This is a genomic window from Paenibacillus sp. CFBP 13594 (assembly GCF_014842675.1).
GTDB classification, from domain to species: domain Bacteria; phylum Bacillota; class Bacilli; order Paenibacillales; family Paenibacillaceae; genus Paenibacillus; species Paenibacillus amylolyticus_B.
Genome location: NZ_JACYVQ010000003.1, coordinates 59461 through 71996, shown reverse-complemented (window position 1 = coordinate 71996; position 12536 = coordinate 59461). Strand labels below are relative to the sequence as shown.

Annotated in this window: 10 protein-coding genes; 3 read left to right on the top strand and 7 right to left on the bottom strand. The window is 47.0% G+C overall.

What is annotated here, in order from left to right:
• Positions 1 to 168 precede the first annotated feature (168 nt).
• The 3 genes from IFU39_RS11225 to IFU39_RS11215 form a co-directional block, all read right to left on the bottom strand.
• Positions 169 to 2295: an alpha/beta hydrolase family protein gene (locus IFU39_RS11225; protein WP_244660957.1), complete on the bottom strand. Its 2127-nt coding sequence runs from the start codon at positions 2293 to 2295 to the stop codon at positions 169 to 171.
• Positions 2296 to 2527: 232 nt separating this feature from the next.
• The gene (dhaK, locus tag IFU39_RS11220) at positions 2528 to 4297 is read right to left on the bottom strand and encodes a dihydroxyacetone kinase subunit DhaK (RefSeq protein WP_192132639.1); all 1770 of its coding nucleotides are present in this window, start codon (positions 4295 to 4297) and stop codon (positions 2528 to 2530) included.
• Positions 4297 to 5439 carry a glycerol dehydrogenase gene (locus IFU39_RS11215; protein ID WP_017690500.1) on the bottom strand — a complete coding sequence of 381 codons (1143 nt, stop codon included), beginning with the start codon at positions 5437 to 5439 and terminating at the stop codon, positions 4297 to 4299. The genes dhaK and IFU39_RS11215 overlap by 1 nt, the downstream gene beginning before the upstream one ends.
• Before the next feature lie 305 nt (positions 5440 to 5744).
• On the opposite strand from IFU39_RS11215, the gene IFU39_RS11210 reads away from it, so the two are divergent.
• Positions 5745 to 6779, top strand: a complete 1035-nt coding sequence (locus IFU39_RS11210; RefSeq protein WP_105601035.1) for a PocR ligand-binding domain-containing protein — start codon at positions 5745 to 5747, stop codon at positions 6777 to 6779.
• A gap of 105 nt (positions 6780 to 6884) precedes the next feature.
• Positions 6885 to 7874 carry an aldo/keto reductase family protein gene (locus IFU39_RS11205; protein WP_192132637.1) on the top strand — a complete coding sequence of 330 codons (990 nt, stop codon included), beginning with the start codon at positions 6885 to 6887 and terminating at the stop codon, positions 7872 to 7874.
• Here IFU39_RS11205 and IFU39_RS11200 read toward each other — a convergent pair.
• From IFU39_RS11200 to IFU39_RS11185, 4 genes are read right to left on the bottom strand one after another with little or no spacing between them, the layout of a single operon-like run.
• Positions 7871 to 8749, bottom strand: coding sequence for a LysR family transcriptional regulator (locus IFU39_RS11200; protein WP_192132635.1), 879 nt, complete (start codon positions 8747 to 8749; stop codon positions 7871 to 7873). The genes IFU39_RS11205 and IFU39_RS11200 overlap by 4 nt on opposite strands.
• Before the next feature lie 30 nt (positions 8750 to 8779).
• Positions 8780 to 9241, bottom strand: coding sequence for an SMI1/KNR4 family protein (locus IFU39_RS11195; RefSeq protein ID WP_197997773.1), 462 nt, complete (start codon positions 9239 to 9241; stop codon positions 8780 to 8782).
• A gap of 41 nt (positions 9242 to 9282) precedes the next feature.
• Entirely contained in the window at positions 9283 to 10383 is a 1101-nt protein-coding gene (locus IFU39_RS11190; protein ID WP_192132631.1) for a threonine aldolase family protein, read from the bottom strand.
• Positions 10384 to 10436: 53 nt separating this feature from the next.
• On the bottom strand, positions 10437 to 11297 hold the full coding sequence (locus tag IFU39_RS11185; RefSeq protein WP_192132628.1) for a LysR family transcriptional regulator: 861 nt from the start codon (positions 11295 to 11297) through the stop codon (positions 10437 to 10439).
• A 181-nt stretch (positions 11298 to 11478) separates the two neighbouring features.
• On the opposite strand from IFU39_RS11185, the gene IFU39_RS11180 reads away from it, so the two are divergent.
• Entirely contained in the window at positions 11479 to 12468 is a 990-nt protein-coding gene (locus IFU39_RS11180) for a quinone oxidoreductase family protein (RefSeq protein ID WP_192132626.1), read from the top strand.
• Positions 12469 to 12536 lie beyond the last annotated feature (68 nt).

Genomic DNA, 12536 nt, shown 5'->3' with positions numbered 1-12536 from the left:
GCGAAGCGTACTCCTTTATCACCGGATTTCTCCCTTCAGGGGGAAATCCGGTGATAAGAGAAATCGAAAGGTTTTCTGTCTGTGTAGTTCCTGAGTGTCTAAATCAAGTATGGTCTGCAATCGGAGTGGTCAAGTGTAATCCTAGGTGCATTCCATATCTTTTTCACATTAAACCAAATTCCAAAACAGTGCGGTATTTGCCACCGTAACCATGGTGAACAATAATGTGTTCACAAATGCGGCAAGCCATACGTTATTCGTTTTTTCAAACAATTTGCGTGCATACACGGCAGCGATGATGAGACAAGGCACCAGTGCAAAGAGCAAAATGCCATTCAATGCCTGACCTGGATACAACGCCACACCTGTCATAAAGTCTTTGCCGTATTGCACTAGCAACCACAGCACCAACCCGCCAACATTCAGTACCATGGCCAGGAACATGCCCCCGCGTTTGCCACGTGTATTGGCATTCAGGGCAACCGCGCTGACAAAGTAATATATCAGGAAAAACGGGGTATAACGCAATGCGGTAATGAAGTGTTCACTCTCAAACGTACGGACCGCAAACGTCCAGATTCGGAAATCTGTTCCGAAGATCGCCTGTACTATGAATAACAATGAGTACCCAATAACTACCGCAAGTACTGCAGTTACCAAGCTGGCAATTATCGTAACAGGGTTCAGGCTGATACCATAATCGCTGAAACGAGTTCCAGCATCCTTTTTAGAGAAATAGTGGAATGCAAAGGTTACCAGGATCATAATTAAGGCCGATACCAACGCCCAGTACACAATCTGATTTGTTGTTGGTTCATTGAAATACGAACTTGTAACCAAAATCTTATCTGCATAGTTGAAGATGACCCACATTACCAGAGATACGATCGCGAGAAGCACACTGCCCACCGCAATATTGTTTACCCGACGGCTTGCGGAATAGTTGTTTCTTTTGCTTCCAGCCACGACGAATCCAATAATGGCACCAAGCACACTTACGATCAGCAAAATCAGAGCAATGATGCGGAGTACATTCAGTCCGCTCTCCTCTTTATCCATTAAGGTAGGGAACAAGATTGCTGGGATCAATGTGCTGAATGCAATAGCGAGCCAATACATTGTTTTTTGTTTCCCATTGACCGCTGCGGACACGGTTGCAATCTCACCTGTTGCCGCGTTACGCAAGAACGGAAGTCTGAGCAGCAACGTAATCAGCGGAACAATCATCAGGAAGAACCCGATCAGAGCGACAAAATTTAAGGCTTCCTTAGCCCACCAGATCTGATTACCGGAATCCAGATTCACATTTGTCTGGTTGGGTGAGGTCACACCATTGAATGCATGCGTGTAAAAGTCGATCAAATGACCGGTCGTTGTTCCCGAGAAATGGTTCCATGGGTGTGTTTGATTCGGTGTATACATAATGTGTTCACCCGTCTGAGAAGCACGTACCACCTTACCATCCACGGTTAGATCACCGGATGTTACTTCTTTAAATTGGTCCGTCTCGCCTTTTGGCACATCTGGCTTAAGTCCAAGGAAAGCTTTACCCGAAGCAGTTGCAGCAAAGTCCTTACGAGTTACGGTACCTTGCACTTCTTTCTCTGCCGCTGTTTTTTCTTCATCTGATTTGTTGAAGAAGAATTCGTCATACTTACCTGCAATCATGCCTACAGTCCGGCTGCCATATGCTGCTTGAAGCTGATCTTGAGGTGCAACAGCTGCGGCGTAGGAGAAATCCGAACCAACGGAGATACCTGTATAGATCATGCGGTATCCGGTTTGCAGGGAACTCATCTCATCCATGTACATGGATAGCAATGTTGAGAACCCACCCATGGAATGACCGCTAACTGCGACATAGGCATTGCCTTGCTCATCTTTTTTGGTGAAGTCCTGCTCATAGATATATTTGGCGGCATCAAATTGCGAGTAGATCCAGAACGTGCCAAACAGGTCCTTCACAGGAATATCTGCACTCCAGCGAGAATCGCCATGGTCGTACATGTCCAGTGCAAGCACGATGTAACCGCGTCGTGACATTTCAATGGCAGGTGCATCCTGCATTTCTTTGGTATTCAGATACCCGTGAGTTGTAATAATAACTGGACGTTTGTCATCTGCACCCGCGCCTTTAGGCATGTAGAGCAGGCCTGACAGTGTTCCGTGCTCAGCTTGGAATTTGATCTCTTTGACCTTCACGGAATAGAAGGACGTATTGAACATTCCGGCAAACAAGCTACCGAAAATAACCAGAACTAGTGATAAAACCAGCAACCCCTGCGGTTTTTTCAAGAATGATGTGACTGTTCTCATAGAAAACTCCTTTAATAAATATAAAATGTTAGATAAATAAATGAACATATGCGTGAAAAAATAAGATATACCCATTGATGTAAATGATAACATGTAAAAATTGACTTAATATGGCCTAAAAAAGGCACACATAAAGACGCCGGACATCCGGCGCCGTTACCTGTGTCAATCACTGCATATCATATTGAATTTTGGATGATTGAAACCAATCTTATTTCATCGACTCGGACAGCTCTGTGAAAATAACACCCAGCGCATACGCGCCTGCATCCGGGTAGCCCAGACTACGATCGCCGACGGCACCTGCACGTCCCATACGTGCTACGATGTCTTCGGTTTTCTTCGCACCTTCAACGGCTGCTGCTGCACCTTTGGCAAATGCTGTTTTGAAGTCATCTCCAGACTCCGCACTTTGTGTCCAGGAATCGGCACACGGAACGAGTGCATCGATCAAGGTTTTATCACCTACAACGGCGCCACGTCCGAAGGAACGCTCTCCAGTAGACTGAATCCCTTGCACGGCTGCATGGATCATCTCAGCGAATTCAGCAACGTTTAATTGCTGTTTATCCCCTACAGCTTTGCCAGCTGCACGGAATGCCGAACCCCAGATCGGGCCGGATGCGCCGCCACAATATTCCATGATGACCAAGGAACATGCATCCAGGAACGATCCGATGTCTTTTTTATCTTCGTTAATGATGTGGTTCCATTCGCGTTTCAACTGGCGGAAGCCTTTTGCCACACTCATACCAAAATCGCCATCACCGGCATGGGAATCCAGTTCACAGAACGGTACTTCGTTCTTGATGATGATCTCACCCATTTTATCGATCAGGTAGACGACATTGTCCAGTGAAAATTGATTGCCTTTGATTACCGCAGCTGATGCATCCGTCTCCACTTCGTAAGATACGGGAGCGTCTTCACCCACAACAGCCTCCAGCGCTTCAGAATACGCCACTGGTGCTACTGGAGGGCCGGATACTTTAAATGCAGGTGTATCACTTTCCTTGAACAACAGCGTTTTTAGTTCATCATCCAGTTTCAGGATCGTAACCGATGCACCCGCCATATCGATACTTGTCATGTAGTTGCCCACAAACGTAGTAGCGACCTTCAGACCTGCATGTCCTGCAAGTTCACGCTGAACTGAATTGTTGAGCAGGTAAAGTTCTTGCAGTGGTGTTGCACCAAAACCATTCACGAGCACCGCAATCTCAGCGGATGCATCATTGTCCAGCTTCATATCTGCGAGCAACGCTTCGACCATACGTCCTGCCAATTCATCAGCCGATACGATTTTCTCCCGGCGAATCCCTGGCTCACCATGAATCCCTACGCCGAATTCCATCTCATCTTCAGCAATTTCGAATGTAGGCGTGCCTTTGGCGGGTACGGTACAGGATGTGAATCCAAAACCAATACTGCGCACGTTCTGAGCTGCTTTCTCGGCAACGGATTTCACATCTGCCAGACTGCGGCCTTCTTCCGCTGCTGCTCCGGCAATCTTGTGAACCAGTACAGTGCCGGCAACACCACGACGTCCGACGGTATACAAGCTGTCTTGTACAGCGATGTCATCCTCAACACGCACATATTGTACGTCGATGCCATCTTCTTCAGCCAGATGCGCTGCATTCTTGAAGTTCATCATGTCGCCGCTGTAGTTCTTGATGATCAAAAGTGTTCCCTTATTGCTGGCTGTTGCCTTGATCGCTTGGTATACCTGGATTTGGGAAGGGGATGCGAACACATCTCCACATACGGCTGCATCCAGCATCCCTTTACCCACATAACCTGCGTGAGCCGGTTCATGTCCACTGCCGCCGCCACTGATCAGGCTGACTTTATCAGCCTGGATCTCTCTGCGTTTGATGACTTTATATTTTTTCAGAAATTCAAGCTCCGGGTGTGCAAGCGCAATCCCGTTGCACATTTCCATAACAACATGTTCGGCCTGGTTAATAATTTTCTTCATTATTTTACCTCCCGGCGAGCTGCTTTGTACTCACGACCCATGCGGTCAGCCGCTGCTATGGCAGCAGCCACTTCAGGAACAGTGATTGGGAACGGCATGGCGTGAATGGATTCTTCCGGAATACAAGCGATCTCTGCCACTTTCAACAGTTCTTCCTGACTAATTGTATCTACACCGATATCCGCCAAGCTGATCGGCAGTCCCACTTCGAGACAGAAGTCCATGACTTCATGCAGCTCTTCAGTTGGTGCATTTTCGAGTACAAGTTGTGCAATCGTACCGAAGGATACTTTTTCACCGTGGAAGAAATGATGTGTGCCTTCCAGAACAGTCAAACCGTTGTGGATCGCATGTGCTGCGGCCAGACCGCCACTTTCGAATCCAAGACCTGACAACAGAATGTTGGTCTCAACGATGTTTTCCAGCGCTTGTGTCACAACGTTACTGTCGCTCGCTACTTTTGCTTTTGCACCGTCAGTCAGCAGCATTTCATAACACAGTTTTGCCAGTGCAAGTGCAGCATTTGTACCTACTGCAGATGGTGTGTATCCTTCGCGGGAACCCATTGGCAGACTTGCGTTTACACGGGAATAGGATTTCGCTGTTGCTCTTGCTTCGAAGTATGTAGAGAGCGCATCTCCCATACCGGATACGAGGAAACGTGTTGGTGCATTAGCAATTACCGTTGTATCAACGAGTACCACACTTGGGCTTTGTTTGAAGTAAGCATAGTCATCGAAAGAACCATCCGGTGTGTACAATACAGCCGAGTGACTTGTCGGTGCGTCTGTTGCCGCAATCGTTGGGCAGATGATCAGTGCTTCGCCTTCAGCTACACATTTCGCAGCATCGATCGCTTTACCGCCACCAAGACCGATGGTAGAGTCACATCCTTTTTCCTTCGCGATCGCTTGCAGACGAGCAACTTCCTCACGGGAACATTCCCCTTTAAAACCGCTTTCAACAAACGTAATATTAAATTTCTCTGCTGTTGCATCCAGCTTTGCTTTGACACGCTGTACATCATCCGGATGTGCAATCAGCAAGGCCGATTCTCCGAAGGATTTAACAAAGTACCCCAGGTTCAACAACTCGTCTTCGCCTTGTACATATTTAGTTGGGCTGATAAATGCTTTTCTCATAATATTATATGCCTCCTAAGGATATGAAATCGTGTAGTGATTACATCAAATTTTAATTTCTTACAATTGACCTTAATATAACGCATGAGCGGCAGGTTTACAGTGGACTTTGATAACAAATTATTATAATTTACAATCGTAATTTTTTGCTTTTTAGCGCAATCATGGTATGTTATTGTCATGAGATGGTTGAATTTTGACCTCCCATTATACATTACCCGTCATCATTACATCTTAATATGTACAACTTGCTAACTTTTAACGGCCTAAATTATGAATCAGGTTAGCCTATGGAGGTTGCACCAATGATCAAAGAATATCTGCATATCAATAAAATTCTCGACCTTAATAAATGGAAGCGTCTACAAGATTCTCTCGCAACAGTAACCAAACTGGCGATCCTCACCGTTGATTATAAAGGCATTCCCGTAACCAGTCATAGCAGCTGTCAGGCTTTCTGCCAGAATGTGCGTAAAGACCCGGAGCTTCTCCCCTACTGCCAAAAATGTGATTCACGCGGTGGTCTGGAAGCCGTTCGATTGAACGAGCCTTATGTGTATTTATGCCATTTCAATATTATAGATATCGCGATTCCGATCACAATTGATGGCAAATATATCGGCGCTGTCATGGCAGGACAAGTGAAACTCGCCGACCCCGAAAAGGGTAGCGACTTGGAGCAAATTGTCACGTCCAAAAACGTACCCATGCATGCAGCCAAGCTGGAGGAATTAAAGGACGATTACGCCCAGCTGCCTGTCATGACCTATGAAGAGATTGTGAAAATCTCCAACATGTTATCCCTGCTCTGCAACTACATTGTGGAAGAAGCACTCAACAAAAATCTGTTAGTGGAAATGTTCGAGAAAGCTTCAGGCAATCAGGAGTCGTTAAACCTCTCCACCATTCTGCCTGGGTACTCCATTCGCAATATCGAGTCGATCAAAAAAGAGATGACCAATGCGATTGCAGATGCCTATCTCAAGAACAGCCCAAGTGATGCGGAAAGCTCCAGTCCGGTGCTTCAGCCTGCTTTTGAATACATTCACAGTCACAAAAGCGAACAGGTTTCGCTCAAACATATGGCTGATCTATGCCACCTGAGTCCGAGTTATTTCAGCAGACTGTTTGCCAAGGAAACGGGTGAGAACTTCACAACCTACCTTGCAAAACTCAAGATTAAGTGGGCCAAGCAATTGCTGGAGGTCACCGACATGCCTGTCTCACAGATCAGTGACGAGCTGGGATTCAATGAATCGGGATATTTTATCAAAATATTCAAAAAGTTCGAGGAAATTACGCCTGCTCTCTATCGTAAATACCTCCAGGAGAAAATGTAGATTCACTGATACTTTTTTCGTATCAAAGATGAGGTTAAAAGATATTTCACCTATTAATCTGCCATTGTTACAATGGAGTCCAGATGACTTAGGGAGGCGACATGAATGGAATATCGTAAATTAGGAAACAGTGGATTAACCGTCAGTGAGATTTCACTCGGCAACTGGATTACGCATGGAGCGCAAGTCGAGGATGGAATAGCAGAAGCTTGTGTGCGAACGGCATTGGAGACAGGTATTACCACATTTGATACCGCAGACGTGTACTCCAATACCAAGGCAGAAACCGTACTGGGACAAGCACTTAAGGATATACGAAGAGAGAGTATTGAACTGTGCACCAAAGTCTGTCACCCAACCGGCACAGGTCATAATGACCGCGGACTTTCACGTAAGCACATCATGGAAGCCTGCAATGGTTCATTACGGCGGCTACAGACTGATTATATCGATGTCTATTACGCTCACCGTTATGATTACAACACTCCGCTGGAAGAGACGTTTCTGGCATTCTCCGATCTGGTGCGTCAGGGCAAGGTTCATTACATCGGGGTGAGTGAATGGAACGCGGATCAGATTGCAAGAGGAGCCGCTTTGGCGCGGGAACTTCACGTCCCCTTCATTGCAAGTCAGCCCCAATATTCAATGTTATGGCGTGTGATTGAGCAAGAAGTGGTGCCTGCAAGCGACCAAGCAGGACTTGGACAGATTACATGGTCTCCACTGGCTCAGGGTATACTATCAGGCAAATATGCACCTAACGAAGCATTGCCCACCGGATCACGTGCAGCTGCTGAGGCAGGAGCACCCTTTTTCAATAAACTGGCTGGACAGTGGTTACGCGAAGATGTTCTTACCGCTGTGCAACAGCTTGTTCCGCTCGCTAAAGAGATTGGCCTAACTCTTCCTCAACTCGCTGTGGCGTGGGTTCTACAGCATACGTATGTTAGTTCCGTCATTATCGGTGCATCCCGACCGGAGCAGGTATTGGAAAATGTAAAAGCCTCCGGTGTAAAACTGGACTCTGCGATCATGACTCGTATTGATGAAATACTGAATCCTTGGATTGAGCGTGATCCAGCCAAGACGGGTTAAACACATTCATCAACAAAGTTCATAAAACGGGATACCACTTCCTGATTCATATCCGTCCGCCATGCCGTATACAACGGTACGGAGGGCGGATTTTCTTGTAATGGAAGAAAGACTACACCCTTTCGCTGGAACACATCCACTGAGGAGGGAACAATGGAAATACCCATGCCCGCTGCAACGAGATTCACAATCGTATACATTTGGATCGCTTCCTGCGTAATTCGAGGGTCTACACCATGCTCCCTGCAATAATCCAGAACGAGACGATGGAACGGAGAACCCAGATGCCTTGGGAATAAAATAAAATCTTCATCCGCCAGTTCTCGAATTGAAACTTGAGTCTGAGAAGCCATCGGGTGATGATCTGGCAATACGGCAATCAACGTTTCCATCTGACAGGGACGGAACGAGACATGACGATTATCTTCCTGATATCTCAAAAATCCAACATGGATCTGTCCGTCTTCCAATGCCTGTAATTGTTGGGACGAAGTCATCTCACGTAATGTCAATTCAATCTGCGGATACGCAGTGCGAAATTTTCTAAGCACCTCCACCATGATCCCGCCCGAAGCGGAATCCACGAAGGCTACGGATATATGCCCAATGATGCCCTGATCTGCCTTTTGCGTAAGCTGAATGGATCGTTCGAGCTGGGCCATGATGAGTCTGGCCTGTTCCAGAAATATGGCACCTGCTGGCGTCAAACGAACCATTTTTCTCGTGCGCTCCAATAACTTTACGCCAAGCTCTTCCTCCAGATTTTGAATCTGCTGGCTCAGGGGTGGTTGCGTCATGTTTAATTTTTCCGCTGCACGGTGAAAATGAAGTTCCTCCGCCACAGTGATAAAATATCTTAACTTACGAATATCCATAGGTCTGTTGCGCTTCCTTCCGTCTCCCTGTTAATTCATCTGTTCCTGTACCCAGATCGCGGACTCCGTCAGCTGCGTCATTAAATCATTAAAGTCTGCTGCAATCTCTCGAATTGGTGTATCTCCTGCATCGTGGATCAACATCAGGATTTTGCCCGAGGTCTGATCGAGCATAGCCATACTTCCTTCGCCAAATCCACCAATCGGGAACGGATTGAGGTCATCCGTCAGCTGGTACTCTTTCTTAACTTCACGGTAGATTTCCAGAAACTCGGGATATGCCCAATCCAGTTCTTTGGCTGAATACAAGGCTGGATCGCCGAAATTACATGCCCCGAATTCGAGCAGAAGTGCACGGTACGCTGCGGGCAGTTTTACGTTATACTTTTGCTCAATATCCTCAATGCTCTGTTGCGTTTCCGGCGTGCACCCTTCTCCCATTGTCGTATCGTAAGCTTTCACCAAAAGATCACGAATCGGTTCCAATTCCATCGACTTCACTTGAACTCCCCCTTTACACTAGAATCCGCTTGTTATCTCACCTGTGTACGCAATTCTTGATCCAGCCATTCCAGTGCTGCACGCAGCTTATCCTGGGGAAGTTTCTCATAACGATCCCCCGTGGACAATTCAAAAGCACAGCTGTTCGCACTCGTCTTGTTCAGATATGAAGTCATTCCTATACCAAACCGCTGAGCCATTTGCACAAGGATTGGTTCAACTTCGGTAGCACCGAGCGCAAGATGTACATGGAACATATTGGATACCGGGACTTCGGGCAAGGTATGTATCCCGTGACATGCATTCAATAGAGATGCCAGTTCTTTAGCCTGCTCATAATAAAGCTCCATTTTTCCAATGCGTTCATTGAAATAATACTGGGAGCTCAGAATGTACGGATACAGACCGATCAGATCTCCGCCGTGCCGCCGTTTCCATACTTTTGACTCTTGCATCACATCCGTGTCTCCGGCCAATATGGCCCCCGCAATGCCCCCGATCCCTTTGTAAAAAGACACATACACCGTATCAAACAGACTGCAAATCTCCGCAGGCGTTTTCTCGTAATAGGGAGTAATCTCAAACAGGCGTGCCCCGTCCAGATGCAGCTTAATCCCGCGTTCACGGCAATAGGCCGAGATCGCTTCCAGTTCTTCATACGCTGGCAACTGCCCGCCAATCTCGCGTTGTGGCAGTTCCAACAGCAGGCAGGCAATGTCCTGATCAAGCGCCTGTACATCTTCCAAACGAATCAACCGATCCTTGTCCGCCAGCAAAATCGATTCAATCTGGTGTAACTCTTTCAATCCGTCTTCCTCATGGATTTCCAGATGACACAGAGGGTGGTAAGCTACCCGTTTTACACCTTTGCGGTCACACCAGATCCGTAATGCAATCTGCTGGGCCATCGTTCCGCTTGGGAAAAATACCGCCGATTCCTTGCCGAGAATGTCAGCCATCTGTTGCTGAAATTCTTCAATGATGGAGCCGTTGCCGTAGTGGTCACTGAACACCTCCCCATCGATCTGGTCCAGTACGTTCTGAAGTACCTTCACTTGGCGACTGCCATGACCACCTATAATAAAGTCTGCCTGATTAAATGCATCACCCAACGTTAGCGCAGTTTCTTTCAAGATCACTCACTCCTTTATAGTGCATATTCATAAACAGACTTTTGAACAACCTCTTATAGTTCTGGTTCTGTAATAATCTCAACCAAAGCGCTCAGCGCACTAGATATATGTTCACCACGGGAATACACAAATCCTACTTCCAACCGGCAATAGGGATCTGGCAAAGACATCACTGAGATCTCACCTCTTAATTCTGCTTTGGTAACTGAAGACCGCGGCAGCAATGATACACCGAGCCCGGCAGATACTCCATTCAGAATCGTGTCCAGTGTTCCATATTCCATAATGCGCAGAGAGTGGATACCCTGATCTTTCAAAAAGGATTCCGCCTGAGTGCGATGTGTGCATCCGATCTCAAAAAACAACATCGGCCTGGACAATAACTCGTGTATCTCATGCACTCCAGGTTCAGCGATCAACACCAATTCCTCGTCATACATCTTCATATAGTTCAGCTCAGGATGATCGATTGGGCCATATATTAAAGCGCCATGTAATTCATGTTGAATGACCTTCTGGTTCAGCTCATGGGTCCCACCCGTGACAAGCGAATGGTGTACCTCAGGGTAGCATGAACTGTATTCAGCCAAGAGCGGCGTGAGGAAAGTGGAAGCTGCTGTCTCACTGGCACCCAGACGAAGCAGGCCGGACGGCGGGTTACCCACTTGTGTGGCCTGCTCTGCTTCATATAATAATTGCAAAATTCTATCCGCATACACAAGCAGATTCTCGCCCGCTGGTGTAAGAGACATCCCCCGATTGGAACGATGAAACAGCGGTACTTGTAGCTGTGTCTCCAACTGTTTTATTCGTGTGGTCACATTGGATTGTACATAATTAAGTGCGAGTGCAGCTTTACTGATACTACCTTCGCGGGCAACCGCCTGAAATATTTTCAAATCACCTGCATCCATACCTTGATCACCTGCTCGTCGTTATATCGGCATTCTTCATCATCTAATTCATGCAAAGTGTTTATCTATTATTTTCAATGATACTGACAATCATTTTTGTTCATTTTACGTGAATCTGCACCATCTGTACAATGAGGCTCAGTAGTGAAATCTGATTATATCGACAGGAGGAATATTGAATATGAAAGCTATCGTACATTCAGGCCAGAGCGGCCTTGCAGGTCTTCAATATACAGAGTCAACATCTCGTGTACCAGAAGCCGGGGAAGTGCAGATTCAATTAAAATCCGCTGGTATCAACCATCGGGATCTATTCATCATGGCAGGACGCGGAACCCAGGACACCCCGCTCATTCCCGGTTCCGATGGAGCAGGTATTATCGTAGCGATTGGCGAAAGCGTAAGAGGGTGCGCGATAGGAGATGAAGTCATTATCCATCCTACACTCGGTTGGGAAGTTGCAAGTAACGTGCCCATCGTGCCCGATATTGTTGGTGGTCCTACGGATGGAACGCTGGCTCAATATATCACGTTACCTGCTGAAAATGCCCTGCCTAAGCCAGCCCACCTATCTTGGGAGGAAGCAGGCGTGCTGTCCCTTTCGGCGTTGACGGCCTACCGTGCTTTGTTCACTCGCGGTGAACTGAAACAAGGTGAACATATCCTCATTCCCGGTATTGGTGGTGGTGTAGCGACCTATGCCCTGCTCATGGCTGTCGCTGCTGGTGCCAAAGTGACTGTTACCTCCAGAAGTGAGGCCAAAAGAAATGAGGCGCTGCGCTTGGGTGCTACCCATGCTTTAGATAGTCATGCCGATTGGTGTATGCAGAACGATCTGGAACCTGTGGACATCATTTTGGATAGCATCGGACAAGCCATGTTCCCCAAATATTTTGATATAATCAGACCAGGTGCACGTATCGTGATGTATGGTGCAAGCTCGGGGGATGATCTGACCGTACCCATTCGCTCCATCTTCTTCCCGCAGATCAGTCTGATCGGCACCTCTATGGGTAGCCGTGAGGAGTTCGTCCAGATGCTGCAATGGGTGGAGCAACAGGACATACATCCTGTGATCGATAGTGTATATCCGTTGCAAGATGTAGCGAAGGCATTCGAACGCATGGAAAAAGGCGAGCAGTTTGGTAATCTGGCTATACGTATGGAGTGACATCTGTTTTGAGAGAGACCTTCATAGCTTGTTAAATATTGATTTATGATAATTGGGGTGAATCCATT